This is a genomic window from Pseudomonas sp. EL_65y_Pfl2_R96 (assembly GCF_963970905.1).
GTDB lineage: Bacteria > Pseudomonadota > Gammaproteobacteria > Pseudomonadales > Pseudomonadaceae > Aquipseudomonas.
This window is the reverse complement of sequence record NZ_CAXAQH010000004.1, coordinates 93440-117190: the sequence shown is the minus strand read 5'-3', so window position 1 is coordinate 117190 and position 23751 is coordinate 93440. Positions and strand designations below refer to the sequence as shown.

At 60.4% G+C, this 23751-nt stretch carries 26 protein-coding genes and 1 pseudogene; 10 read left to right on the top strand and 17 right to left on the bottom strand.

Features of this window, described 5'->3' with window-relative positions; genetic code table 11:
- Positions 1–98 precede the first annotated feature (98 nt).
- From AACY49_RS06440 to AACY49_RS06430, 3 genes are all read right to left on the bottom strand, one after another.
- A complete protein-coding gene (locus AACY49_RS06440) occupies positions 99–1694 on the bottom strand; it encodes a GMC family oxidoreductase (RefSeq protein ID WP_339522456.1) in 1596 nt (531 codons plus the stop codon).
- Positions 1695–1822: 128 nt separating this feature from the next.
- On the bottom strand, positions 1823–2368 hold the full coding sequence (locus tag AACY49_RS06435; protein WP_320393013.1) for a twin-arginine translocation pathway signal protein: 546 nt from the start codon (positions 2366–2368) through the stop codon (positions 1823–1825).
- Between the two features lie 28 nt (positions 2369–2396).
- Positions 2397–3827 carry a coniferyl aldehyde dehydrogenase gene (locus AACY49_RS06430; RefSeq protein ID WP_339522454.1) on the bottom strand — a complete coding sequence of 477 codons (1431 nt, stop codon included), beginning with the start codon at positions 3825–3827 and terminating at the stop codon, positions 2397–2399.
- Positions 3828–3968: 141 nt separating this feature from the next.
- Between AACY49_RS06430 and AACY49_RS06425 the strand changes: the two genes are divergently transcribed.
- Positions 3969–4640: a TetR/AcrR family transcriptional regulator gene (locus AACY49_RS06425; RefSeq protein WP_258698631.1), complete on the top strand. Its 672-nt coding sequence runs from the start codon at positions 3969–3971 to the stop codon at positions 4638–4640.
- A 45-nt stretch (positions 4641–4685) separates the two neighbouring features.
- On the top strand, positions 4686–5540 hold the full coding sequence (locus tag AACY49_RS06420; protein WP_258698632.1) for a sulfurtransferase: 855 nt from the start codon (positions 4686–4688) through the stop codon (positions 5538–5540).
- Between the two features lie 138 nt (positions 5541–5678).
- On the opposite strand, the pseudogene AACY49_RS06415 reads toward AACY49_RS06420, so the two are convergent.
- The 5 genes and pseudogenes from AACY49_RS06415 to AACY49_RS06395 all read right to left on the bottom strand — a co-directional run.
- Positions 5679–5777 (bottom strand): annotated as a pseudogene (locus AACY49_RS06415) (AraC family transcriptional regulator); the annotation flags it as partial.
- 25 nt (positions 5778–5802) lie between these two features.
- Positions 5803–6813, bottom strand: a complete 1011-nt coding sequence (locus tag AACY49_RS06410) for a hydrolase (RefSeq protein WP_320393015.1) — start codon at positions 6811–6813, stop codon at positions 5803–5805.
- Between the two features lie 73 nt (positions 6814–6886).
- Complete coding sequence (gene rsmD, locus AACY49_RS06405; protein ID WP_258698634.1) at positions 6887–7495, bottom strand: 16S rRNA (guanine(966)-N(2))-methyltransferase RsmD; 609 nt, start codon at positions 7493–7495, stop codon at positions 6887–6889.
- Positions 7495–8985, bottom strand: a complete 1491-nt coding sequence (locus tag AACY49_RS06400) for a M16 family metallopeptidase (RefSeq protein ID WP_339522450.1) — start codon at positions 8983–8985, stop codon at positions 7495–7497. The genes rsmD and AACY49_RS06400 overlap by 1 nt, the downstream gene beginning before the upstream one ends.
- A complete protein-coding gene (locus AACY49_RS06395) occupies positions 8978–10333 on the bottom strand; it encodes a M16 family metallopeptidase (protein WP_339522448.1) in 1356 nt (451 codons plus the stop codon). Before AACY49_RS06395 ends, AACY49_RS06400 begins: the two co-directional genes overlap by 8 nt.
- A gap of 343 nt (positions 10334–10676) precedes the next feature.
- On the opposite strand from AACY49_RS06395, the gene ftsY reads away from it, so the two are divergent.
- The 4 genes from ftsY to rpoH all read left to right on the top strand — a co-directional run bounded on the left by ftsY (position 10677) and on the right by rpoH (position 14843).
- Positions 10677–12188 (top strand): signal recognition particle-docking protein FtsY, encoded by a 1512-nt coding sequence (gene ftsY, locus AACY49_RS06390; protein WP_339522446.1) that lies wholly within the window; start codon positions 10677–10679, stop codon positions 12186–12188.
- Positions 12185–12856 carry a cell division ATP-binding protein FtsE gene (ftsE, locus tag AACY49_RS06385; RefSeq protein ID WP_105340799.1) on the top strand — a complete coding sequence of 224 codons (672 nt, stop codon included), beginning with the start codon at positions 12185–12187 and terminating at the stop codon, positions 12854–12856. Before ftsY ends, ftsE begins: the two co-directional genes overlap by 4 nt.
- Positions 12853–13875, top strand: coding sequence for a permease-like cell division protein FtsX (ftsX, locus tag AACY49_RS06380; protein ID WP_258698638.1), 1023 nt, complete (start codon positions 12853–12855; stop codon positions 13873–13875). Before ftsE ends, ftsX begins: the two co-directional genes overlap by 4 nt.
- 113 nt (positions 13876–13988) lie before the next feature.
- Positions 13989–14843: an RNA polymerase sigma factor RpoH gene (gene rpoH, locus AACY49_RS06375; protein WP_007897890.1), complete on the top strand. Its 855-nt coding sequence runs from the start codon at positions 13989–13991 to the stop codon at positions 14841–14843.
- A gap of 180 nt (positions 14844–15023) precedes the next feature.
- Here the strand turns inward: rpoH and mtgA are convergent, their stop codons facing one another.
- On the bottom strand, positions 15024–15746 hold the full coding sequence (gene mtgA, locus AACY49_RS06365) for a monofunctional biosynthetic peptidoglycan transglycosylase (RefSeq protein WP_258698639.1): 723 nt from the start codon (positions 15744–15746) through the stop codon (positions 15024–15026).
- A gap of 74 nt (positions 15747–15820) precedes the next feature.
- Here mtgA and AACY49_RS06360 point away from each other — a divergent pair, with 74 nt between their 5' ends.
- The 4 genes from AACY49_RS06360 to trmB all read left to right on the top strand — a co-directional run bounded on the left by AACY49_RS06360 (position 15821) and on the right by trmB (position 18091).
- Positions 15821–16192, top strand: a complete 372-nt coding sequence (locus tag AACY49_RS06360) for a DUF423 domain-containing protein (protein WP_258698640.1) — start codon at positions 15821–15823, stop codon at positions 16190–16192.
- A gap of 105 nt (positions 16193–16297) precedes the next feature.
- Positions 16298–16498: a sulfur carrier protein ThiS gene (gene thiS / locus AACY49_RS06355; RefSeq protein WP_007897898.1), complete on the top strand. Its 201-nt coding sequence runs from the start codon at positions 16298–16300 to the stop codon at positions 16496–16498.
- 63 nt (positions 16499–16561) lie between these two features.
- Entirely contained in the window at positions 16562–17356 is a 795-nt protein-coding gene (locus AACY49_RS06350; RefSeq protein WP_339522441.1) for a thiazole synthase, read from the top strand.
- A gap of 9 nt (positions 17357–17365) precedes the next feature.
- On the top strand, positions 17366–18091 hold the full coding sequence (trmB, locus tag AACY49_RS06345) for a tRNA (guanosine(46)-N7)-methyltransferase TrmB (RefSeq protein ID WP_258698642.1): 726 nt from the start codon (positions 17366–17368) through the stop codon (positions 18089–18091).
- A 113-nt stretch (positions 18092–18204) separates the two neighbouring features.
- Here trmB and AACY49_RS06340 read toward each other — a convergent pair whose 3' ends face one another.
- The 8 genes from AACY49_RS06340 to AACY49_RS06305 all read right to left on the bottom strand — a co-directional run bounded on the left by AACY49_RS06340 (position 18205) and on the right by AACY49_RS06305 (position 23743).
- Entirely contained in the window at positions 18205–18528 is a 324-nt protein-coding gene (locus AACY49_RS06340; RefSeq protein WP_084322429.1) for a DUF3392 domain-containing protein, read from the bottom strand.
- A gap of 23 nt (positions 18529–18551) precedes the next feature.
- Complete coding sequence (hemW, locus tag AACY49_RS06335) at positions 18552–19757, bottom strand: radical SAM family heme chaperone HemW (RefSeq protein ID WP_258698643.1); 1206 nt, start codon at positions 19755–19757, stop codon at positions 18552–18554.
- Positions 19754–20350 carry an RdgB/HAM1 family non-canonical purine NTP pyrophosphatase gene (rdgB, locus tag AACY49_RS06330; protein WP_320393021.1) on the bottom strand — a complete coding sequence of 199 codons (597 nt, stop codon included), beginning with the start codon at positions 20348–20350 and terminating at the stop codon, positions 19754–19756. The genes hemW and rdgB overlap by 4 nt, the downstream gene beginning before the upstream one ends.
- Positions 20347–20781 (bottom strand): DUF4426 domain-containing protein, encoded by a 435-nt coding sequence (locus AACY49_RS06325; protein WP_320393022.1) that lies wholly within the window; start codon positions 20779–20781, stop codon positions 20347–20349. Before AACY49_RS06325 ends, rdgB begins: the two co-directional genes overlap by 4 nt.
- A 26-nt stretch (positions 20782–20807) precedes the next feature.
- Positions 20808–21428 (bottom strand): methionine biosynthesis protein MetW, encoded by a 621-nt coding sequence (metW, locus tag AACY49_RS06320; RefSeq protein WP_027926558.1) that lies wholly within the window; start codon positions 21426–21428, stop codon positions 20808–20810.
- A 7-nt stretch (positions 21429–21435) separates the two neighbouring features.
- Positions 21436–22575, bottom strand: coding sequence for a homoserine O-succinyltransferase MetX (metX, locus tag AACY49_RS06315; RefSeq protein ID WP_258698645.1), 1140 nt, complete (start codon positions 22573–22575; stop codon positions 21436–21438).
- Between the two features lie 279 nt (positions 22576–22854).
- Positions 22855–23148 (bottom strand): DUF167 domain-containing protein, encoded by a 294-nt coding sequence (locus AACY49_RS06310; RefSeq protein WP_258698646.1) that lies wholly within the window; start codon positions 23146–23148, stop codon positions 22855–22857.
- A 4-nt stretch (positions 23149–23152) separates the two neighbouring features.
- The gene (locus tag AACY49_RS06305) at positions 23153–23743 is read right to left on the bottom strand and encodes a YggT family protein (RefSeq protein WP_258698647.1); all 591 of its coding nucleotides are present in this window, start codon (positions 23741–23743) and stop codon (positions 23153–23155) included.
- Positions 23744–23751: the final 8 nt, after the last annotated feature.

The following is a 23751-nucleotide window of genomic DNA, read 5'->3' as shown; positions in this document are numbered from 1 at the left end:
AGTCCGTTGGGGAGTCGGATGGTATCGCAGCCTTCCCGGTCGGCCAAGTCGCCTGTTGGGTAAGAAAGCACTATAGACGATGGGAATATTCCGCGTTTTCATGGGTTTTTCAAACGTTCGGCCAGTGAATTCGCCAGTTGCGCCGTCAGCCCGTAGACCGATAATTGTGGATTTGCGCCAATGCTGGTGGGGAATAGCGAGCCATCGTGAATCGACAGATTGCGCAGTTGGTGATGTCGGCCGAGGCTGTCGGTCACGGCGTTTTTCGGGTCTTCGCCCATGGCACAACCGCCCATCACATGAGCACTGCCCAGGCGCGTGCGATACAACTCAAGGCTCAGGCCATCTATCAGCGTGCGCGCTTCGGCGAGGGTTTTCACGTAGCGCGCGTCGGCGTGCATCGGCATCACGGCGTTGGCGCCACCGGCAAACTGGATCTCGGCCATGCTGTGGAACGCCCGGCGCAACCCATCCCAGGCGTAGGGTGAAACCTGATAGTCGAGCACTGGCGTGCCGTCACCGCGCAATTCGACACTGCCGCCAGGGCTGTCTGGGTGAAAACCGTCCCGCAGCAACGCCAGCATGGCGTGGGTGTGCGGCAGGTTTTCCATGTGCCGGGCGTTTTCCGTGCCGAAGCCGCCGAGCAGGGTGCTGGCCAGCGCCGGGTGCAGTGGTGGAACTTCCAGTTTGTAGGACATTTTGCCGGTGACGCCGTCCTGCCATTGGAAATGGTCGGAATAGATCGACTGCGGTGCACCGTAGAACGGGTTGATCACCTCGTCGAACAGCCCGGCGGACATGTTCACCAAGTGCAGAAAGGTCCGTTTACCCAGGCGCTCATGAGGATCCGGCGCCTCGGAGCGCAACAGCAGTGCCGGGCTGTTGATCCCGCCGCCGGCCAGTACGTAATGCCGTGCCTTGACCTTAATCGTGCGTCCGGTTGGCGCAACACAACGCTCATCCATCGCCACACAGTGCAGGCCTGTGACCTTGCCGTCGTCAATCGACAGTTTTTCGGCGCGGGCCAGATAGAGCAGCTCGCCACCTTTTTCCAGGGTCGCCGGGATGGTCGTGACCAGCATCGATTGCTTGGCGTTGGTCGGGCAACCCATGCCGCAGTAGCCGATATTCCAGCAGCCACGCACATTGCGCGGAATCACATGCCAGACGTAGCCGAGTTTTTCGCAACCTTTGCGGATGACATCGTTGTTGGCGTTGGGCGGCACCCTCCACGGGGCGACGCCCAGGCGTTGTTCCATGTGCTCGAACCAGGGCGCCATCTCGGCCGGCGTGTGGCCTTTGACGTCATGCTCTTTGGCCCAGTGTTCCAGCGTCGGGTCCGGGGTGCGAAAGCTCGAGGTCCAGTTGATCAACGTGGTGCCGCCCACCGCCCGACCCTGGAGGATGGTGATCGCACCGTCCTTGCTCATGCGCCCGATGCCTTCCTGATAGAGGCTGGTGTAGGCCTGGTCTTCGAGCATCTTGAAGTCACTGCTGGTTTTGAGTGGACCTTCTTCGATCAGCAACACCTTGTAGCCGGCGGCGCTGAGGATTTCGGCGGTGGTCCCGCCGCCAGCACCGCTGCCGATGATCGCCACGTCCGCGTCGAGGGTCAGGTCCTGGGTCAGTTGCGAACCGTTGTAGGTTTTCCAGCCACGGGCCAGGCCTTCGCGGAACGGATCGGGTACGGGCATGTTCGGGTTCTCTTATTATTTTGGATTCTGTGGTGAGGCAGCAGACGCTATCGCGAGCAGGCTCGCTCCCACATGGATCGCGTAACCCCTGTGGGAGCGAGCCTGCTCGCGATAGGGTCGCCACGATTTCAAACGGTTGGCGGCCCCGGATATCCGCAATGCACCCACGACTCCGCCCGGCTGTACCACGCCATCATCACCATTTGCAGCAATGAGCTATGCCCCATGCGCAACAGGCTTAACGAACTGTTTTCCCAACGATCAAGAAAGTGCCGGATCTGTTCGCTGCTGGCGTTTTCCCAACTGCCCCATACCCCGGTCAGTGGGCCACGGGTGATGCTCATCCCCAACACATCAAACAATTGCCCGGTCAGTTTGAGCATTTCCGGCGACAGGTGATTCAGTCCGTTATCAAGGCCGTGCAGGGTCTCGGCGACGGCAGTTGGCACTTTCTCGACGATCATGGCGCCGTCGAGCATCACCGGGATCAGTGCCCGCAGAAACAGCAGGTCACTGCTGCGCAGAATCGCGAAACCGCTGGCCGGGGTGCTCGACGAGCAGCCGCTGAGGCTCGCGCCTAATCCGGCCGTGGCCAGAAAGGCGCTGGCGCCGAGGCTGAGTTCAAGCAGGCCGCGCCGCGACAGCGCGGGTGTATCGGACAGGCTTGGGCTCATTATTGTTATTACCCGGCGGTGATGATCGTTAGCGGATGAATAGCTTCTGGATCAGTTTCTGAATGAATTTACCGTACGGCGGATAGATCAGCTTCGCTGCGTTGAAACGCTGTTTGATCAGTACGCCCTTGGCCTTGCTGAAGGTCAGGAAACCCTCGTGGCCGTGGTAGTGGCCCATGCCCGAGGCACCGATGCCGCCGAACGGCATGTCGTCCTGAGCAACGTGCAGCAAGGTGTCATTGAGGCAGACGCCGCCGGAATGGGTTTCGTGAAGGACGCGGTTTTGCTCGCGCTTGTCGTAGCCGAAGTAATACAGCGCCAGCGGACGAGGCCGTTGGTTGATGTAGGCAAACGCTTCGTCGAGATCCTTGTACGGCACGATCGGCAGCAATGGGCCGAAGATTTCGTCCTGCATCACCGTCATGTCGTCGCTGACGTTGAGCAGCAGGCTATGACTCATGCGTCGGCCCTGGCCCTGATCGAACAGCGGAATCAGCAGCGCGCCCTTGCTGGTGGCGTCGCTGAGGTAGCCGTTGAGCCGCGCCAGTTGTCGGTCATTGATGATGGCGGTGTAGTCCGGATTGTCGGCCAGGGTCGGATAAAAACCGCGAACCGCCTGACGATAGGCTTCGACGAAAGAGCCTACGCGGTCTTCCGGCACCAGCGCATAGTCCGGGGCGACACAGGTTTGCCCGGCGTTGAGGGTCTTGCCGAAAGCGATACGTTCGGCGGCGTCCTTGAGCGGGACATCGCGGGAAACGATGGCCGGGGACTTGCCGCCCAGTTCGAGGGTCACCGGCGTCAGATTCTCGGCCGCCGCGCGCATCACGTGTTTGCCGATGCTGGTGGCTCCCGTGAACAGCAAATGATCGAAACGCAGCCGCGAGAACGCCACACCGATATCGGCCTCGCCGAGCACCACGCAGACCAGATCCTGGGGGAAAACCCGGCCCAGCAGTTCCTTGAGCAGCAAACCGGTGGCGGGGGTCGATTCGCTGAGTTTGAGCATCACCCGGTTACCCGCCGACAATGCACCCACCAACGGCCCGACGGCCAGGTAAAGGGGGTAGTTCCACGGCACGATCACTCCGACCACGCCCAACGGTTGATAAACCACTTTGGCCGACGCTGGTTGGAAGGCGAGACCGACTTTGCGTCGCGAGGTTTTCATCCAGTTTTTGAGGTGCCGGCTGGCGTAGTGAATACCGTGCAAGCTGGGCATCAATTCGGCGAGCAGGGTTTCATCGGCGCTGCGGTGGCTGAAGTCCTGGCTGATGGCGTCGATCAGGGCCTGGCGCTCATTGCTCAGCAGGTCCTTCAACGCCTTTAGCCATTGCTGGCGCTGAGCGGCGGGTGGCATCGGGTTGGCTGCATACGCTGCGCGTTGAGCGTCGAACAGGGTTTGGAGTTCGTCCAGAGGCTGCTGCAGGTTGTTCAGGTAGGCAATGTCAGCAGGCATGGTCGGCACCGGATTTATTGGAATGAGGAACTTTTTAGAGTCTATGCTCTATAAAGTCAAATGGCACTTCGGTGCAGCTTTGTTTTAACCACGGGCGGATAGGTCGTAAGATGCCCTCATCGCACAATTAAAGCTCAAGCCATGGCCCCTCGGATCAAAACCAGCGAGCGCATCGTGCAGAACAGCCTGGAGCTGTTCAATCAACAGGGCGAGCGCAGTATCAGCACCAACCACATTGCTGCCCACATGGAGATTTCCCCGGGCAACCTGTACTACCACTTCCCCAACAAGCAGGCGATCATCGCCGTGTTGTTCAGTGAGTACGAAAACCTGGTGGACAGCTTTCTGCGCCCGCCCCAGGGGCGTGCCGCGACAGTCGAAGACAAGCGCTTCTACCTCAAGGAATTGCTCGCCGCCATGTGGCAATACCGGTTCCTGCATCGCGACCTCGAGCATTTGCTCGACAGCGATCCCGAGCTGGCCGCCCGTTATCGGCGCTTTTCCCAGCGCTGCCTGATCCAGGGCACACACATCTACGCGGGCTTCGTCGAGGCCGGCATTCTGTGCATGGACAAGGTTCAGATCGAATCCCTGACCCTCAATGCCTGGATCATCCTCACCTCGTGGGTGCGTTTTCTGTGCACTACGCGGGAAAACTCCAACCATCTGAGCGAACAGGCCATGAAACGAGGCGTGTATCAGGTGCTGGTGCTGGAGGCCGGGTTCGTCACTGATCAATCTCGCGATGCGGTGAATGCACTGTTCGAAGAGTTTTATGTGCCGCTGGCCCAGGCGCTGGAAGAAGTGGGATAAAGAGTGCCGTAGGATTGCAGACAGACAACATCACAGGAGCCCGTTATGCCCATTGCGCAACTGATCAGCCCGCAAGCGTTGGACCTGAAAAAGGAGGCGCCGGGGCTGGTAATTCTGGATTGTCGTTTTGCCCTCGAAGACCCGGACTACGGTCAGCGCAGCTATTGCGAAGGTCATATCGCCGGGTCGAGTTTTGCCGATCTTGAGCGTGATTTGAGCGGGACAGTGGTCAAGGGTGTGACCGGGCGTCATCCGTTGCCTGAGCCCGAAAACCTGATCGAGCGTCTGCAGGCCTGGGGCATCAACGCCGACAGCGAGGTGGTTTTGTATGATGACGGTCCCGGCGCCTACGCGGCGCGGGCCTGGTGGTTGCTGGCCTGGCTGGGCAAGCGCGATGGCGTGTTCATACTCGATGGCGGGCTGAAAGCCTGGCATGCCGCCGGATTGCCCTTGAGTCTTGATGCGCCGTCGATCACCCGCGGTACCTTCACCGGGACGCCGGATGCTTCGCTGTTGCTCAGCGCCGAACAGCTGCAGCAACGTCTCGGCCAGCCAGCGTTGACCTTGCTCGACGCCCGCGCCCTGCCGCGCTTCAAGGGCGAAGTGGAGCCGATCGATCCGATAGCCGGACACATCCCCGGCGCGCAATGTGCCGCGTTCACCGACAACCTGGGCAGTGACGGGCGTTTCCTGCCGGCCGATCAGCTCAAGCAACGGTTTGCTGCGAAGCTAGGTGTTCGTTCGCCGACGGAACTGGTCGCGTATTGCGGTTCTGGCGTGACGGCCTGCCACAACCTGTTCGCCCTGTGCCTGGCGGGTTATCCGTTGGGGTCGCTGTATGCCGGGTCGTGGAGTGAGTGGATCAACGATCCCGCACGAGGCGTCGCCACCGGCGAATGATCACCTCAATCCCCTGTGGGAGCGAGCTTGCTCGCGATGGGGCCATAACATTCAACGACGGTGGTGACTGTCCCGCCGCTATCGCGAGCAAGCTCGCTCCCACAGGGATAATGGGTGTTTGTGAGGCCTCATTAAACCTCAAGCACCTGCTGCGCACTGCAATACGCCCCCCGGTCCTACACCGTAAACCTGCTTGAACTGCCGACTCAGATGGCTCAGGTCGGCAAAACCTGGCTGATTCACCCTGACCGGAGTCCATGGTTCAGGTGCGCCCCGTGGCGGCCAGCCATTGGGGAATGCGCCGCTCCAGGTAGTAACCCGGTTGCCTGAACGTGCCCTCGACGAAACCGACATGCCCACCCTTGGCCTGCAACTCGAATTGAGTGCTGGCGGACAATTCGTCGGCTTGCGGCAGGCTATGAGGAAACACAAACGGGTCATCGGCCGCCTGGATAATCAGGGTCGGCGTGCGAATCTCTCCAAGGAAATAACGACTTGAGGCGCGGCGATAGTAATCCGCGGCATCGGCGAAACCGTTCAGAGGTGCGGTGACCCGGCCATCGAAATCCCAGAAGGTGCGCAAGTTCTCCAGCGAGCCCAGGGCTGCCAACGCCGCCAGGCCATCCTCATGTCCGTCATGCTGGAATTTGCGCTGCTTGTTCTTGATGTAGGCGACCATCTCACGCATGAAATGCGCTTGATAGAATTTGGAAAAACCCTGGCTGATACGATCGGCACACTGATCGAGGCGAAACGGCACCGACACTGCCACCGCGCCGAGCACACCGCTGTTGCTGCCGGTTTCGCCCAGATGCTTGAGCAATACGTTACCGCCCATGGAATAACCGACCGCATACAGCGGCGCGAGGGGGCGCTGGGTTCGCAAGTGTTTGATGGTTTCCGCCAGGTCTTCACTGGCCCCGGAATGGTAGCTGCGCGGCAACAGATTGGGCTCACCGGAGCAGCCTCGCCAGTTCAGCGCGACGCTGGCCCACCCCCGGGCGCCCAGCGCCTTTTGCATGCCGGCCACATAAGGCGAATTCGACGAACCGGTCAGGCCGTGCAATACCAGCACCAGCGGCGCATTCGCGCTGTGGGGGGCGTGCCAGTCCAGGTCAAGGAAGTCGCCGTCTTCAAGCCACAATCGTTCCCGCTCGCGCTCGATATGCGTGGTTTTGCGCCATAGCGGTCCCCACAAGGTTTGTAAGTGCGGATTGCCCAGGCCGTAGGCGGGCGTGAAGGCGGGGGTGAAACGTTCTGGCAGATGGGACACGATTGCTCTCGATGCTGCGGTGCGTACCCGCAGCGTTAGCTGACGGAGCTTCGCACCGTTTTCTCAGGCCGGACTAGCCGGCGATCCCTGCCATACGTTGCCACAACGCGTAATACACTCGTCCGGATTTCTGCTCCCGATGCAGGCGCCAGTTTCCCGGCAAGCCAAGTATCGACGGTGCTGTTTCGCTTTCAGTGTAGACCCACGCATCGTCGGCCAGCCAATGACGCTCTTCGAGCAGAGTGCAAACGACTGGCAAAAGATTCTGATTGAACGGAGGGTCGAGAAATACCAGATCGAACGCCGTGGCCGGTTGGGTTTCCAGATAACGCAATGCGTCGGCAGTCTGTACCTGGCCGGTGGTGCAGCGCAGGGTGCCCAGATGTTCTTTCAGGCTGGACACCGCGATGTTGCTGGCGTCCAGCGCCTGACCCATGGCCGCGCCACGGGACAAGGCTTCCAGAAACAACGCGCCACTGCCGGTAAACGGATCGAGCACCTTGGCCCCGGCGACGTAAGGCGCGAGCCAGTTGAACAGGGTTTCACGCACCCGGTCCGGGGTCGGCCGCAGGCCCGGAGCATCCGGGAAACTCAGGCGCCGGCTACGCCATTCGCCGCCGATGATGCGCAGTTGATTCACACCGTTATGGACGTTGTGAACAGGTTTTTTTGGACTGGCCATTAATGCTCCGGAACCCCGAGCGGTTGCTCGGCAGGTTTATCAGTAGGGGCCGGTAACGGCTTTTGTGGCACGGTCGGGCCAGCGCTGACGATGACCAGTTTGTCCGTGCTCAGGTGTTTGTTCAGGGCGGTTTTGATTTGCTCGACGGTCAGGCTCTGGGACTGCTGCATGAAGTCCTCCAGGTAGCTCAACGGCAAGTTGTAGAAACCCATGGCGCCGAGCTGACCGACGATATCGGCGTTGCTGGCGGTGGACAGCGGGAAGCTGCCGGCCAGTTCGCGCTTGGCGTCATCGAGTTCTTTTTCGGTGGGGCCGGTTTTAAGGTAGTCGGCGAGCACATCCTGCACCAGTTTCAGCGTGCCTTCGCTCATCTCGGCGCGGGTTTGCAGATTGATCATGAACGGGCCGCGAACCTGCATCGGGCTGAAACCCGAATACACGCCGTAGGCCAGGCCGCGCTTCTCGCGCACTTCGCTCATCAACCGGGTGCCGAAACCACCGCCGCCAAGGATCTGATTGCCCATGGACAACGCCGCGTAATCCGGATCGTCACGGTCGATACCCAGTTGCGCGATCATCAGGTTGGTCTGCTTGGACGGAAACTCGATGTGACCGATGCTGGGCTTGGGGTCGGTCGGTTGTTCGATTTTCGCCAGGGCCGGGCCTTTGGGCAGGTCGGCGGATACTTGTGCGGCAACCGCCTCGGCCTCGGCGCGCGACAGGTCGCCCACCAGCGCAATCACTACGTTGCCAGCGGCGTAGGCTTTCTGATGGAAGGCCCGCAACTGCGCCAGGGTGATCGGTGGAATGCTCTTCGCCGTGCCGTCGCTGGAGTGCGCGTACGGGTGAGCGCCATACAAGCGATTCATCAGCTCCAGGCTGGCGAGTTTGCCGGGGTTCTGTTTCTGGTATTCGAAGCCGGCGAGCATCTGGTTTTTGATGCGGGCAAACGAATCGGCGGGGAAGGTCGGTTTGCCGACGACTTCAGCGAACAGCTTCAAGGCAGGCTCGCGTTTGTCCACAGCACTCAGGCTGCGCAAGGAGGCAAGCGCCATGTCTTTGTACGCGCCATTGCCGAAGTCGGCGCCCAGGCCTTCGAAGCCCTGGGCGATAGCGCTGACATCTTTACCGGCCACACCTTCGTTGAGCATGGCGTTGGTCAGCAGTGCCAGGCCGGGTGCATCGCCGTCCTGGCTGCTGCCGGCGGCGAAGATCAGGCGCATGTCGAACATCGGCAGCTCACGGGCTTCGACGAACAGCACCTTGGCGCCTTCGGCGGTGTTCCAGGTCTGCACGCTCAGCGAGCGATGGCTTGGGGCCTTGCCGTCGAGTTCGGCCAGCGATTGCAGCTTCTGGCTGGCCTTGGCTTTGTCGAGGGCTTCGCTGGCGTTGGACTCGTCGGGTTTTGACAAATAGAAGGCGGCAGACCCGATCAGTGCGACAGCGATCAGGCCGATCAGGGCCAGACGCGATTTTTTACGCTCACTCATGAGTCGTCTCCTGTGGCAGTACATGGGCGACGCTGAGACGTTCGCGGGTGAAATACAGCTTGGCGGCCTTCTGGATGTCTTGCGGGGTCACGCTTTCCAGGTCGGCGAGTTCGGTGTCCATCAGTTTCCAGGACAGCCCGACGGTTTCCAGTTGGCCGATGGCGGTGGCCTGACTGGTGATCGAGTCACGCTCGTAGACCAGACCGGCAATGACCTGTGCTCGCACGCGCTCCAGCTCTTCGGTGGACGGCGCAGTGGTTTTCAGCTGTTCGAGCAGTTTCCACAACCCGACTTCAGCCTGGGCCATGGTTTTCTTCTTCTGGGTGTTCGGCGTGGCCGACAACGTGAACAGACTGTCGCCACGGGTGTAGGCGTCGTAGCTCGACGAACCGCCGGACACCAGTTCTTCGCCGCGCTCCAGTTGCGTCGGGATGCGGCCGCTGTAGCCGCCGTCGAGCAGGGCGGAAATCAAGCGCAGGGCGTTGACCGACTGTTTGTCTGCGGCGGTGGCGATGCTCGGCACGTTGAAGGCCAGCATCAGGCTGGGCAATTGGGTTTGTACATGCAGGGTTATCTTGCGTTCGCCAGGCTCAGCCAGCTCCAGCGGGATTTTCGCCGGTGGCACGTCGCGCTTGGCGATTGGGCCGAAGTAGCGCTGGGCGAGGGTTTTGACTTCGTCCGGGGTCACATCACCGACCACCACCAGGGTGGCGTTGTTCGGCACATACCAGGACTGGTACCAGTGGCGCAGTTCTTCGATCTTCATGCGGTCGAGGTCCGCCATCCAGCCGATGGTCGGCGTGTGATAGCCGCTGGCGGGGTAGGCCATGGCCATGAAGCGTTCGTAGGCTTTGGACATCGGCTTGTCGTCGGTGCGCAAGCGACGTTCTTCTTTGATCACCTCGATCTCGCGGGCGAACTCGTCGGCCGGCAGGCGCAGGTTGGCCATGCGGTCGGCTTCCAGTTCGAAGGCCACGCCCAGACGGTCGCGGGCCAGCACCTGGTAATACGCGGTGAAGTCGTCGCTGGTGAAGGCGTTCTCTTCGGCGCCGAGGTCGCGCAGGATCAGCGAGGCTTCGCCGGGGCCGACTTTCTCGCTGCCCTTGAACATCATGTGTTCCAGCGCGTGGGACAACCCGGTCTGGCCCGGGGTCTCGTAGCTGGAGCCGACCTTGTACCAGATCTGGGAAACGACGACCGGCGCACGATGGTCTTCGCGCACGACAACCTTCAGGCCGTTGTCGAGGGTGAATTCGTGGGTCGGTTGTGGATCGGCAGCCAGGGCCGAGAGGGGCAGACAAACTGTGCTGAGCAGCAGGCCTGCAGCGCGGCGGGCTAGAGCATTCATTCGTTTTTAAACCTGTTGGGCTGCCCGCTTGGTCTTAGCGTCGGCGGGCGAGAGGGTGCTAGGATACTGATCCGTTTTACTGGCGGCCACGCCTATCAAGCCTTGGTGTTTGATCAGGTTGTATGGGTTTGCGGCAGAAGACTGAGGTTTATCAACTAAACTCTGCTTTTTCGCCGATTTTGCCGCTTCAGTCCTTCGTGAAATCGTTTCTGTGAGGTGCCGTTCGCACCTCGACAAAATGTTGCGCGTGAACAAGCTGGATGAATCGCAGTCTGTTCTGCATCGAATTATTTATTGCCGAGGCGCCCTTTGGCGCGTCGCTACCGTGAGATAGCCGTCCTCCATGTTTGGTTCCAACGACGACAAGAAGACCCCAGCTGCGGCTGGCGAGAAGAAAAGCCTGTTCGGATGGCTGCGCAAAAAGCCGCAGGAGCCCGTTGTCGAACAGCCACAGCCACTTTCTGAGTCAGCACCAGCGCCGGTTATAGAGCAAAAGCCTGCGCCGATTGCCGAGCCGGCGCTACAACCTGCGGCCGAGCGTGCAACTGAAACCGAAGTCGCGGCCCCATTGCCGCTGACGCCAGTGGCCGCGCCGTGGCTGACATTGCCGGTAGCGGAAGAACCGGTGGCGTTGGTCGAAGATGAGCAAGCGCCTCACATCACGCCACCGATTCCGGCCCCGACCGCGTTTGCTCCTGAGCCGGTTCGGGCGCCAGTGGTTGAACCGGCAGGCGTTGCGCCCGTGTTCGTAGCCGAACCTGCGCCGGTTGTTCCAGAACCTGTAGTACCAGCATTTGTCGCTCCAGTGGCTCCAGTTGCTCAAGCGCCAGAACCGGCACCAGCACCAGCCATCGCTCCTGTTGCCGCCATACCGGTTGCGCCCGTCGAAACCCCGGCCGAGCCTGTGCGTACCGAAGAGACCAAGGCCGGTTTCTTCGCCCGTCTCAAGCAAGGCCTGTCCAAGACCAGCGCCAGCATTGGCGAGGGCATGGCCAGCCTGTTCCTCGGCAAGAAAATCATCGACGACGAGCTGCTCGAAGACATCGAAACCCGTCTGCTGACCGCCGATGTCGGCGTCGAAGCGACGTCGGTGATCATTCAGCGCCTGACTCAGAAAGTCGCCCGCAAAGAACTGGCCGATGCCGATGCGCTGTACAAATCCCTGCAAGCCGAGCTGGCAGCGATGCTCAAACCCGTCGAACAGCCGCTGAAAATCACCTCACAGAGCAAGCCATTCGTGATTCTGGTGGTGGGCGTCAACGGCGCCGGCAAGACCACCACCATCGGCAAACTGGCGAAGAAGCTGCAACTGGAAGGCAAGAAAGTCATGCTCGCCGCCGGTGACACCTTCCGCGCCGCCGCGGTCGAGCAATTGCAGGTCTGGGGCGAGCGCAACAAGATTCCGGTCATCGCCCAGCACACCGGCGCCGACTCCGCTTCGGTGATCTTCGACGCCGTGCAGGCCGCCAAGGCTCGGGGCATCGACGTGCTGATCGCCGACACCGCTGGTCGCCTGCACACCAAAGACAACTTGATGGAAGAACTGAAAAAGGTTCGCCGGGTGATCGGCAAGCTCGATGCCGACGCACCCCATGAGGTGCTGTTGGTGCTCGACGCCGGTACCGGCCAGAACGCCATCAACCAGGCCAAGCAATTCAACCAGACCGTCGAACTGACCGGCCTGGCGCTGACCAAGCTCGATGGCACCGCCAAGGGTGGGGTGATTTTTGCCCTGGCCAAGCAGTTTGGCTTGCCGATTCGCTATATCGGCGTCGGTGAAGGCATCGACGATTTGCGTACTTTTGAAGCAGAACCCTTTGTCCAGGCATTGTTTGCCGAGCGGGAGCGTTCATGATTCGTTTCGAACAGGTCGGTAAACGCTACCCGAACGGTCACGTCGGCTTGCATGAGCTGAGCTTTCGAGTCCGTCGGGGTGAATTCTTGTTTGTCACCGGCCATTCCGGCGCCGGTAAAAGCACCTTGTTGCGGCTGCTGCTGGCCATGGAGCGGCCGACCACCGGCAAATTGCTGCTGGCAGGGCAAGACCTGGGCACCATCAGTAACGCGCAGATTCCGTTCCTGCGTCGGCAGATCGGCGTGGTGTTCCAGAACCACCAGTTGCTGTTCGATCGCACGGTGTTCAACAACGTCGCGTTGCCGTTGCAGATCCTTGGCCTGTCCAAGGCCGAAGTTGCCAAGCGTGTGGACTCAGCCCTGGAACGCGTGGCGCTCTCGGACAAAACCGATCTCTACCCCGGCGACCTGTCCACCGGCCAGCAACAGCGCGTCGGCATCGCTCGCGCCATCGTTCACCGCCCGGCCTTGCTGCTGGCGGATGAACCGACCGGTAACCTCGACCCGCGTCTGGCGGCGGAAATCATGGGTGTGTTCGAAGACATCAACCGTCTGGGCACCAGCGTGCTGATCGCCAGTCACGACCTGGCGCTGATAGCTCGCATGCGTCACCGCATGCTGACCCTGCAGCGTGGCCGATTGATCGGCGACGGGGAGGCTGGCGTATGAGTGCAACACGTAGCCCCAAGGTTTCCGAGCGCGTGGCCCCGAAGGCCGCCGATCCGCAACCGCAGAAGAAAAAGCGCGACGATGACGACGGCCCGGATTTCGCCACGCTGTTCCGCGCCTGGATCGAAAGCCACCGCGCCAGTCTGCTGGACAGCTTGCGCCGTTTGGGCAAACACCCGATCGGCAGCTTTTTCACCTGCATGGTGATGGCAGTTGCCCTGAGTTTGCCGATGGGTCTGTCACTTCTGCTAAGTAACGTCGAGCGTCTCGGCGGTTCCTGGCAGCGTGCGGCGCAGATTTCCTTGTACCTGCAACTCGATGCCGGCCCTGAACAGGGCGAGTCGTTGCGTGAGCAGATCAAGGGCATGCCGGGCGTGGCCGACGCCGAATACGTGGGTCGTGATCAGGCACTGGAAGAGTTCCAGCAGCAGTCCGGACTGGGCGAAGCGCTCAAGGAACTCCCGGAAAACCCGCTGCCGGGCGTGGTCCTGGTGACCCCGAACGAGGTCGACAAGCCCGCGCTTGAAGCATTGAGACAAAAACTTTCCGAATTGCCGAAGGTACAACAGGCGCAACTTGATCTAGTCTGGGTCGAGCGTCTGGCAGCCATCCTCAAGCTGGGCGACCGTTTTGTCTTCGGTCTGACCGTGCTTTTGGTTTCTGCATTACTTTTGGTGATAGGCAATACCATTCGTCTTCATATTGAAAACCGCCGCACAGAGATAGAAGTGATTAAACTCGTCGGCGGCACTGACAGCTATGTGCGCAGGCCCTTTCTGTATATGGGTGCGCTTTATGGCTTTGGTGCGGGGATTCTGTCCTGGGGTGTATTGGCGTTCGGCCTGAACTGGCTGAACGACGCGGTGGTTGGACTGGCCGGTTTGTACGGCAGTGATTTTGCGCTGGCCGGAGTGCCAGTTGCCGACGGTCTATCGCTCTTGCTTGGCGCGGTGCTGTTGGGGTATATCGGTGCATGGATTGCAGTCGCACGCCACCTGCGGGAGCTTGCGCCAAAGTAATATCATTTTGCTCGTATTGACCTTTCAGCGTTTATGGGAACTTGTCTTTTGGTTTCCGGTCAATTTTCGCAGTGCTGAACTGCACGAGTTATGTAAGTCGGAGGTTTTTTCGTATGACCAATTCTTTGCAGCCTGCATATGCTCTGGTCCCGGGTGCGAACCTGGAGGCCTATGTGCACACGGTGAACAGCATTCCATTGCTGACACCGGAGCAGGAGCGTGAACTGGCCGAGAGTCTCTATTATGAGCAGGATTTGGGGGCGGCTCGGCAGATGGTGCTCGCCCACCTGCGTTTTGTCGTACACATTGCCCGTAGCTATTCCGGTTACGGCCTGGCCCAGGCTGACCTGATCCAGGAAGGCAACGTCGGCCTGATGAAAGCGGTCAAGCGTTTCAACCCGGAAATGGGCGTACGCCTGGTGTCCTTTGCGGTGCATTGGATCAAGGCGGAAATCCACGAGTTCATCCTGCGCAACTGGCGGATCGTGAAAGTCGCGACCACCAAGGCTCAGCGCAAGTTGTTCTTCAACCTGCGCAGCCAGAAGAAACGTCTGGCCTGGCTGAACAACGAGGAAGTCCATCGCGTGGCGGAAAGCCTCGGCGTAGAGCCGCGGGAAGTACGCGAGATGGAAAGTCGCCTGACCGGCCATGACATGGCGTTCGATCCGGCCGCGGAAGCGGACGACGACAGTGCTTTCCAATCGCCGGCCAATTATCTGGAAGACCACCGGTACGATCCGGCCCGTCAACTGGAAGATGCCGACTGGAGCGACAACTCCAACCACAACCTGCACGAAGCGCTTGAAGTGCTGGACGACCGCAGCCGCGACATCCTCTACCAGCGCTGGCTGGCAGAGGAAAAGGCCACGCTGCACGACCTGGCGCAGAAGTACAACGTGTCGGCCGAGCGTATTCGTCAGCTCGAGAAGAGCGCGATGAACAAGCTCAAGTTGTCGATCGCCGCGTAACCTGCGCGAACGCAATAAAAAACGCCCCGATCATTGATCGGGGCGTTTTTGTTTCTGTGCCACACCACAAAACTAATGTGGGAGCGGGCTTGCTCGCGAATGCGGTATATCAGTCAACATTGATGTCGACTGGCACGACGCCTTCGCGAGCAAGCTCGCTCCCACAAGGGATTTGCGGCGTTATTGAGACCAAGGCGCCCGGCGCGAATCGTTCAGGTCGACCAGATAACTGTCACCACCCAACTGACTCATCTGCTGGCGAATCCACCCGGCTCGCCTTGCAACGTAAGAGGTCGGATGGCTGGCGCTCCACACCCGCGGGTTCGGCAGTACTGCGGCCAGTAAACTCGCCTGCTGCCGGGACAGTGAACGAGCGCCCACACCAAAGTGATGCCGAGCCGCGGCTTCGGCGCCAAACACGCCTTCATCCCACTCGACGCTGTTGAGGTACACCTCAAGAATCCGCTGCTTGGGCCAGAACACTTCGATCAGCCCGGTAAACCAGGCCTCCAGGCCTTTGCGCAACCAACTGCGCCCGGACCACAAAAACAGGTTCTTCGAAACCTGCTGGCTTAGCGTGCTGGCACCCCGAATCGAACCGCCCAGCTCGTTATGAGCCAGTGCCGCCTGAATCGCCCCGAAGTCAAAACCCCAATGCTCCGGGAATTTCTGATCCTCACCGGCAATCACCGCGACCTTCAGGTCGTCGGAGATTTCATCCCAGGGTTTCCAGGTACGTTGCAAGTCGATAGGTTCACCGTCGAACCAGGATTCAATCTTGCGTTCGACCATCAGTGCCGTTCCCGGTGGTGGCACCACCCGAAACAGCAACACCAGCAATACGCTGCCGCCCGCGAACCAGAGCAGGACCTTCGTGAAACGACGGAAAATTAATTGCAGCATAGAGATGGCTTGGCCGAACCCGTTGAGCCGGCCATTATACAGACCCTGTTGATCGAGTCTGACTGGAGTTCTTCATGTTGCGTGGCTTCCTGATGCTGGCTGCCTTTTTCGGCTTCACCGGTGTTGCCCTGGGGGCATTCGCCGCCCACGGCCTGAAAAGCCGTCTGACGCCGGAGTATTTGGCGATATTCCATACAGGCGTCACCTATCAACTGGTGCATACCCTGGCGTTACTGGGTGTGGCGCTGTTGGCTACGCAGGTTCCCGGTCGGCTGATCACTTGGGCTGGTGCGTCCTTTGCCATCGGTATTGTGTTGTTTTCCGGCAGTCTGTACCTGTTGACGATGACAGGCGTCAGCAAGCTCGGGATCGTCACCCCCTTCGGTGGTCTGGCATTCCTGGTGGGCTGGTTTTGCCTGGGGCTTGCCGCCTGGCGGTTGAGCTGACCTTGTAGGAGCTGCCGCAGGATCGTATTACAAGACGAATGGCTTGGGTCGGCCTGACTGATCGGGCTAGAATGCCAGCCCCTAAAAATGATGGCGGCATTCGGCATGCGCATTCAATTGAACGGCGAATCCCTTGAATTGCCCGACGGCGAAACCGTTGCGGCCCTGCTGACCCGTCTGGAACTGACCGGGCGCCGGGTGGCGGTCGAACTCAATCTGGATATCGTCCCGCGCAGCCAGCACGCAGAAACCACGTTGAACGACGGTGACTCGGTCGAAGTCGTGCACGCCATCGGCGGCGGCTAGCTGCCCGGCCCAAGCGGCCACAGAATTATTCTGCAAGAACCTCACCCCAACAGAGGATTTCCCATGAGCATCGTTCGTAGCGACAAGCCCTTCGTTCTGGCCGGTCGTACTTACCAGTCGCGTTTGCTGGTAGGCACCGGCAAGTACCGTGACATGGAAGAAACCCGCCTGGCCATCGAAGCCTCGGGTGCCGAGATCGTCACGTTCGCCGTGCGCCGCACTAACCTCGGCCAGAACCCGGGTGAACCGAACCTGCTCGAAGTCCTGTCGCCGGATCGCTTCACCTTCCTGCCGAACACTGCCGGTTGCTACGACGCCATCGAAGCCGTGCGCACCTGCCGCCTGGCCCGTGAGCTGCTCGACGGCCACAACCTGGTGAAGCTGGAAGTGCTGGCGGATCAGAAAACCCTGTTCCCCAACGTGATCGAAACCCTCAAGGCCGCCGAAGTGCTGGTCAAGGAAGGCTTCGACGTGATGGTCTACACCAGCGATGACCCGATCATCGCCCGGCAACTGGCGGAAATCGGCTGCATCGCGGTCATGCCACTGGCCGGTTTGATCGGTTCGGGTCTGGGGATCTGCAACCCTTACAACCTGCAGATCATCCTCGAAGAAGCGAAAATTCCGGTGTTGGTGGATGCCGGTGTCGGTACCGCTTCCGACGCCACCATCGCCATGGAGCTGGGCTGTGACGCGGTGCTGATGAACTCGGCTATCGCCCACGCCCAACAGCCGATCATGATGGCCGAAGCCATGAAACACGCCATCGTGGCGGGCCGTCTGGCCTACCTCGCTGGCCGCATGCCGAAAAAACTCTATGCCAGCGCCTCCTCGCCGCTGGATGGTCTGATCAAGTAAGAGCCATTGATGACTGAATCGAACGACACGCCTATCCAGACGGAAGAAGGCGACGAGCGCCAACACCGCCGCATCAAGAGTTTCGTGATGCGCGCCGGGCGCATGACTGAAGGCCAGCAACGCGGTCTGGATCAGGGCACGCCACTGTTCGTGCTGCCATTGGCCGATGCGCCGGTGGACTTCGACCAAGTGTTCGGTCGCTCGGCACCGCGCTCGCTGGAAATCGGTTTCGGCATGGGCCACTCGCTGCTGGAAATGGCCGTGGCTTCGCCGGAACAGGACTTCATTGGTGTGGAAGTGCACCGTCCGGGTGTCGGCGCGCTGCTCAATGGCGTGCTGACTCAGGGCCTGACCAACCTGCGCGTCTACGATTGCGATGCGATCGAAGTGCTCAACCGTTGCATCGCCGACAACAGCCTCGATCGACTGATGCTGTTTTTCCCAGACCCATGGCACAAAAGCCGTCACCACAAGCGTCGTATCGTTCAGGCATCGTTCGCTGAACTGGTGCGCAGCAAGTTGAAGGTTGGCGGTGTGCTACACATGGCCACCGACTGGGAACCGTACGCCGAGTACATGCTGGAAGTAATGAACGTCGCACCGGGCTATCGCAACCTCGCCGAAGACGGCAAATGCGTCCCACGTCCGGCCGAACGCCCGATCACCAAGTTCGAACGCCGCGGCGAACGTCTTGGGCATGGCGTGTGGGATCTGAAGTTCGAAAAACAGTCCTAACCGGCCAATGATCGTTCCCACGCTCCGCGTGGGAATACCTCAATGGACGCTCTTGGGACGCGGAGCGTCCCTGGCTGCATTCCCACGCAGAGCGTGGGAACGATCATCAGCGCTCAGCGGCGGTCTGCTACGACGCCAATCAACACCAGCACCACCAACAACACCGGCGCCAGGCTGTAGTTGTTGAACTGGCTCAGGCCTTTGATGATCCATGGCGTGGCATAGATCAGCGCCACGCCGCTGCCGACCATGCACAGCAGGGCCATCAGCGGGACGCGCAAGGCGCCGGCGATGCTGCCCAGGCGTTGGTCGACCCAGCCTTTGATGTCGGCGCCAAACAGCACCAGCAGGCAGCCTACCAGTGCCAGAGAGATTTCCGACAGGTTGCTACGGCTCCAGCGGGACACGGTGGCGAGCAGGTCGAGTATCAAATCCATTCGTTTTCCCTTAAGGCTGAAAATCAGCTCAGAAAATTCTGCAGCAAATCATTGAGAAAGAGTTGCCCGCGCAGCGTGGCCGCCAGACGTGACGGTTCGACCTGCAACAAGCCACTTTGTTCGGCTTCGCGGCGGCCTTCGGCGAGGCTTTCCAGAGGTAGCCCGGTGCGTTCGGGATACAACCGCGCTTCGACGCCCTCGGTCAGGCGCAAGGCGTTCATCAGAAACTCGAACGGCAACTCTTCGTTGGTCAGGGCTTTCTCGCCGGCCTGGAAGCTTTTGGCCGGGTTCAAATAATCCTTCGGCAAGCGAGTCTTCCAGGTGCGCACAATGCGCCCGTCCGGATGGCTGAGCTTGCCATGGGCGCCGGCGCCGATGCCGATGAAGTCGCCGAAACTCCAGTAATTGAGGTTATGCCGCGCCGGACGGCCGGGCTGGGCATAGGCCGAGACTTCGTATTGCGCGTAACCGTGTTCGGCCAACAGCGCCTGACCGGCCTCTTGAATATCCCACAGGGTGTCATCTTCCGGGAGTGTCGGTGGCTGGTTCCAGAACACCGTGTTCGGTTCCAGTGTCAGCTGATACCAGGACAGGTGGGTCGGCTTCAGGGCAATGGCCTGGCGCAGGTCGTTCAGGGCATCGTCCAGGGACTGATCGGGCAAACCATGCATCAGGTCCAGGTTGAAGTTGTCGAAGCCGGCCTGACGGGCCATGCCGGCGGCACGCACGGCTTCATCACCGTTGTGAATCCGCCCCAGGGCCTTGAGTTTCTCTTCCTGAAAGCTCTGGATGCCGATCGACAGGCGATTGATGCCCAGTGCCCGGTAGGCACGGAATTTTTCCTGCTCAAACGTTCCGGGGTTGGCTTCCAGGGTGATTTCGATGTCGCTGGCGAACGCAATGCGTTGCTCGACGCCCTTGAGCAAGCGACCCAGCGCCTCGGCACTGAACAGGCTCGGCGTGCCGCCTCCGAAGAAGATCGAGCTCAGCTCACGGCCATAAACCGCATGCAGGTCCTGATCGAGGTCGGCCAGCAAGGCGTCGACATATTCTTCCTCCGGCAATACGGGGCTGGCGGTGTGGGAGTTGAAGTCGCAATAAGGGCATTTGCGTACACACCACGGGATGTGGATGTACAGCGCCAGAGGCGGCAGCACGGGCAAGGGCGCTCGAGGCGATTGTGCGGCGCCACCGAAAATCAGCGGCGACGCGGACGATTCATGGATCATTTCAGGCCCAGACGCTGGCGCAGCAGATCCATTGCACGGGCGCGGTGGCTGATGAGGTTCTTGTCACTCGGGCTCAATTCGGCGCTGGAGCATTCGCGCTCCGGCACCCAGAACAGCGGATCGTAGCCAAAACCGTGCTCGCCGCTGGCCTGGGTCAGGATGCGCCCATGCCACAGGCCTTCGCAGAGGATCGGCAACGGATCGTCGGCATGACGCACCAGCGCCAATACGCAGACGAATTGCGCGCCGCGCTCGGCTTGCGGCACGTCTTTCATGACGTCGAGCAGTTTGGCGTTGTTCGCCGCATCGCCTTTACCGTCAGCGTAACGGGCCGAATAGATACCCGGCGCACCGCCGAGGAAATCCACCGCCAGCCCCGAATCGTCGGCCAAGGCCGGCAGGCCGGAAATGCGCGAGGCATTGCGGGCCTTGAGAATGGCGTTCTCGACGAACGACAGACCGGTTTCTTCAGGCTCGACGCTGCTGAACTCGCCGATCGAGCGCAAGTGCACCGATTCGCCGAGCATGGCCTGGAGTTCCTTGAGTTTGCCGGCGTTATGGCTGGCCAGTACGAGTTGCGTGAAGTTCATCATTCGCCGGGGAAAAGCTCTTGGTTGAAAGTGATGGTGTTGATTTTGTCACCGGTCTGCACCTTGATTTCAAAGGTGCGGATTTCCTGCTGTGGCACCGGGTACTGGGCGATGTAGTAGACCGCGCCTGTTTCGGTGATCTGTTTGAACTTCAACGGGACGCTTTGGCTGGTCAGGTCTTTGACCGTGCCGCTGACCTGAGCTGTTTGCGGTTTGCCATCCTTGAGTACCGAGATGTTGATGACGCCCTGGTTCTTGCTGCGGGTCAGCTCGGCGGCTTTGGCGATGTCCGGTGTCAGGAAAGTCGAGTTGAAGGTGTTGTAGTGCACCGTCACGTCGCCAAAGGTTTCCTGGCGCTCACCCTTGATGGCGTCGGCGGCCATGGCGGTGACGCTCAGGCAGGCAGTAAGTAAAAACAGCGCTAGACGACCCATGATCATTCTCCTCGAGGTGTCGTGATTCAGACCGCAACCTTGTGGTCTTGCAGCCCGGGGCTGCTGACTCGGTAGATACCGATTTCACCTAACAGATTAGGCCATAGCTTACTGGCCCACCCGTGCCGATGCTGTTGATCCACGGCAAGCCGATCAATGACCTTGGCTTCACGTTCGCGACACAGCGCTTCAAAGTCTTCGAAAGTGCAGAAGTGGATGTTCGGCGTGTTGTACCAGGTGTACGGCAGAAACTCCGAAACCGGCATCCGGCCCTTGCTCGCCAGGTACCAGCGGCAGCGCCAGTGACCGAAGTTGGGGAAGGTGATGATGCACTGGCGACCGACCCGCAGCATTTCGTCGAGGATCTTGTCCGGGTAATGCACGGCTTGCAGGGCCTGGGTCATGACCACGATGTCGAAGCTGTTGCTGGCGAAGTTACCCAGGCCCTTGTCCAGGTCCTGCTCGATGACGTTGATGCCCTTGGCCACGCATTCGGCAATGTTGTCCGGGTCGTTTTCCAGGCCATAGCCGGTGACCTGCTTGTTATCGCGCAGCCAGGTCAGCAGCTCGCCGTCACCGCAGCCGAGGTCGAGCACGCGGCTGCCGGCGGGGATCCATTCCTGGATGATTTCCAGATCGGCTCTCATGTCTTCCTCAAAGCGCTATACGGTTCATGTAATTGCTGAAGGCCTGCAAGTAACGCGGGATCGGAATCAGGAAGGCGTCGTGGCCTTGCGGAGCATCGATCTCCAGGTAGCAAACGTCTTTCCTGGCCGCCATCAGCGCGTCCACCAGCTCCCGTGAGCGGGCAGGGGAGAAGCGCCAGTCGGTGGTGAACGACATCACACAGAACCTGGCCTGGGCATTGGCGAAGGTTTTCGCCAGGTCATCGTCGAAATTCGCCGCCGGGTCGAAGTAATCCAGGGCCTTGGTCATCAGCAGGTAGGTGTTGGCGTCGAAACGCCCGGAAAACTCCTCGCCCTGATACCGCAGGTAGCTTTCGACCTGGAACTCGACGCTGTGGAAGTCGTAGTTGAGCTTTTCGCTCTTAAGGCCGCGACCGAATTTCTCGCCCATGGAGTCGTCGGACAGGTAGGTGATGTGCCCAACCATCCGCGCCAGCATCAGCCCGCGCTTGGGGATCACGCCCGCCTCCTGGAACGAACCACCGTGGAATTCCGGGTCGGTGAGGATCGCCTGGCGTGCGACTTCGTTGAACGCGATGTTCTGTGCCGACAGTTTCGGCGCCGAGGCGATGGCCAGGCAGTGCCGCACGCGGTCCGGGTAGGTGATGGTCCATTGCAAGGCCTGCATGCCACCGAGGCTGCCGCCGATTACCGCCGCCCATTGGCGGATGCCGAGCAGGTCGGCGAGGCGCGCCTGGCTGTGCACCCAGTCTTCCACGGTCAGCACCGGGAAGTCGGCGCCAAATGGCTTGCCGGTCTCCGGATTGATGCTGCTGGGGCCGGTAGAACCATTGCAGCCGCCGAGGTTGTTCAGGCTGACCACGAAGAACTTGTTGGTGTCGATCGGTTTGCCGGGGCCGATGCAGCTGTCCCACCAACCGGGTTTGCGGTCGTCGGGGCTGTGGAAGCCGGCGGCGTGATGGTGGCCGGACAAGGCGTGGCAGATCAGCACGGCGTTGCTCGCCGTAGCATTGAGCGTGCCGTAGGTTTCGTAGATCAGGTCATAAGCTGGCAGTGAACGGCCACAGGCCAGGGCCAGGGGTTCACTGAAGTGCGCCAGTTGCGGCGTCACCAGACCAACAGAATCGGGGGGGAAGGCAGCTGGCATCGACCCTGCTCTCGTTGAAATGAGGCGTAAGTCTAAAGACCGGTGGGGTTAGCGGCAAGCAAAGGCCGGGCCTGATTTTTTGCCGGTGTACCTGTGGCGAGGGAGCTTGCTCCCGTTGGGGCGCGAAGCGGCCCCCGTAGGAGCTGTCGAGTGCAACGAGGCTGCGATCTTTCCTCTACCAATTGAATCCAAAGCAAAGATCAGATCAAAAGATCGCAGCCTTCGGCAGCTCCTACAGGGCGCAGCCCAGCGGGGATAAATCTCCTGGCCACATTGAAGTCAGGCCGGACGCACCAGATACGGCAACTCAGGCAGCGTCTTCGGCGAACAAATCCGCACCCGCTTCTGCCGGTTCAGCTCCCCGCTGATCAAGCTCACCTGACTCTTGGAAACCCCGAACGCCTTGGCCAGAAACGCCATCAGATACGCATTGGCCTTGCCCTCGACCGGCGGCGCCGTCAGGCGGATCTTCAGGCGATCGCCATGCAGCCCGCAGAAGTCATCGCTGCGGGCCGCCGGTTGCAGGTGGCATTCCAGAATCAGGTCATCACCGTCCCAGCGAAAGTAGCTCACCGGGTCAGATCAGCAGACGCAGGATTTGCGGCATCATGGTCAAGGCCGCGAGGTTGTTGATCACCAGCATATCGATCAGCTTGAGCACCATGAACGCCAGGATCGGTGAGATATCCAGGCCGCCGAGGTTTGGCACAATCTTGCGGAACGGCGCCAGGGCCGGCTCGCAGATCTGGTTCACCAGTTCGGCGCCCGGATTATGGCTACCCGGTGCGACCCAGGACAGAATCACGCTGATGATCAGGGCATAGAAGAAGATATTCAGGAACAGCGCAGTCACGCCGATCAGCGACCAGATCAGCAATTGCAGCGGGTTGCCGATGGTGCCGAAGGTCAGCAACAGGGTCAAGGCCATCAACGCCAGCTGCACGAGGATTGCCAGCACCAGCGAGGACATGTCCAGGCCGAACAGGCTCGGGATGATCCGGCGCAGCGGCTTGAGCAGCGGCTGGGTCGCTTTTACGGCGAACTGGCACAGTGGGTTGTAGAAGTTTGCGCGCACCAGTTGCAGCACGAAACGCAACAGCACGATCAGCAGGTACAGACTGCCGAGGGTTTGCAGCACGTAAATCGCCGCAGTGTTCAATCCAATCATGTAAGGCT

Coding starts and splice junctions, on each gene's coding strand:
- AACY49_RS06440 (WP_339522456.1), bottom strand. CDS start 1,694: ATGCCCGTACCCGATCCGTTCCGCGAAGGCCTGGCCCGTGGCTGGAAA.
- AACY49_RS06435 (WP_320393013.1), bottom strand. CDS start 2,368: ATGAGCCCAAGCCTGTCCGATACACCCGCGCTGTCGCGGCGCGGCCTG.
- AACY49_RS06430 (WP_339522454.1), bottom strand. CDS start 3,827: ATGCCTGCTGACATTGCCTACCTGAACAACCTGCAGCAGCCTCTGGAC.
- AACY49_RS06425 (WP_258698631.1), top strand. CDS start 3,969: ATGGCCCCTCGGATCAAAACCAGCGAGCGCATCGTGCAGAACAGCCTG.
- AACY49_RS06420 (WP_258698632.1), top strand. CDS start 4,686: ATGCCCATTGCGCAACTGATCAGCCCGCAAGCGTTGGACCTGAAAAAG.
- rsmD (WP_258698634.1), bottom strand. CDS start 7,495: ATGGCCAGTCCAAAAAAACCTGTTCACAACGTCCATAACGGTGTGAAT.
- AACY49_RS06400 (WP_339522450.1), bottom strand. CDS start 8,985: ATGAGTGAGCGTAAAAAATCGCGTCTGGCCCTGATCGGCCTGATCGCT.
- AACY49_RS06395 (WP_339522448.1), bottom strand. CDS start 10,333: ATGAATGCTCTAGCCCGCCGCGCTGCAGGCCTGCTGCTCAGCACAGTT.
- ftsY (WP_339522446.1), top strand. CDS start 10,677: ATGTTTGGTTCCAACGACGACAAGAAGACCCCAGCTGCGGCTGGCGAG.
- ftsE (WP_105340799.1), top strand. CDS start 12,185: ATGATTCGTTTCGAACAGGTCGGTAAACGCTACCCGAACGGTCACGTC.
- ftsX (WP_258698638.1), top strand. CDS start 12,853: ATGAGTGCAACACGTAGCCCCAAGGTTTCCGAGCGCGTGGCCCCGAAG.
- rpoH (WP_007897890.1), top strand. CDS start 13,989: ATGACCAATTCTTTGCAGCCTGCATATGCTCTGGTCCCGGGTGCGAAC.
- mtgA (WP_258698639.1), bottom strand. CDS start 15,746: ATGCTGCAATTAATTTTCCGTCGTTTCACGAAGGTCCTGCTCTGGTTC.
- AACY49_RS06360 (WP_258698640.1), top strand. CDS start 15,821: ATGTTGCGTGGCTTCCTGATGCTGGCTGCCTTTTTCGGCTTCACCGGT.
- thiS (WP_007897898.1), top strand. CDS start 16,298: ATGCGCATTCAATTGAACGGCGAATCCCTTGAATTGCCCGACGGCGAA.
- AACY49_RS06350 (WP_339522441.1), top strand. CDS start 16,562: ATGAGCATCGTTCGTAGCGACAAGCCCTTCGTTCTGGCCGGTCGTACT.
- trmB (WP_258698642.1), top strand. CDS start 17,366: ATGACTGAATCGAACGACACGCCTATCCAGACGGAAGAAGGCGACGAG.
- AACY49_RS06340 (WP_084322429.1), bottom strand. CDS start 18,528: ATGGATTTGATACTCGACCTGCTCGCCACCGTGTCCCGCTGGAGCCGT.
- hemW (WP_258698643.1), bottom strand. CDS start 19,757: ATGATCCATGAATCGTCCGCGTCGCCGCTGATTTTCGGTGGCGCCGCA.
- rdgB (WP_320393021.1), bottom strand. CDS start 20,350: ATGATGAACTTCACGCAACTCGTACTGGCCAGCCATAACGCCGGCAAA.
- AACY49_RS06325 (WP_320393022.1), bottom strand. CDS start 20,781: ATGGGTCGTCTAGCGCTGTTTTTACTTACTGCCTGCCTGAGCGTCACC.
- metW (WP_027926558.1), bottom strand. CDS start 21,428: ATGAGAGCCGATCTGGAAATCATCCAGGAATGGATCCCCGCCGGCAGC.
- metX (WP_258698645.1), bottom strand. CDS start 22,575: ATGCCAGCTGCCTTCCCCCCCGATTCTGTTGGTCTGGTGACGCCGCAA.
- AACY49_RS06305 (WP_258698647.1), bottom strand. CDS start 23,743: ATGATTGGATTGAACACTGCGGCGATTTACGTGCTGCAAACCCTCGGC.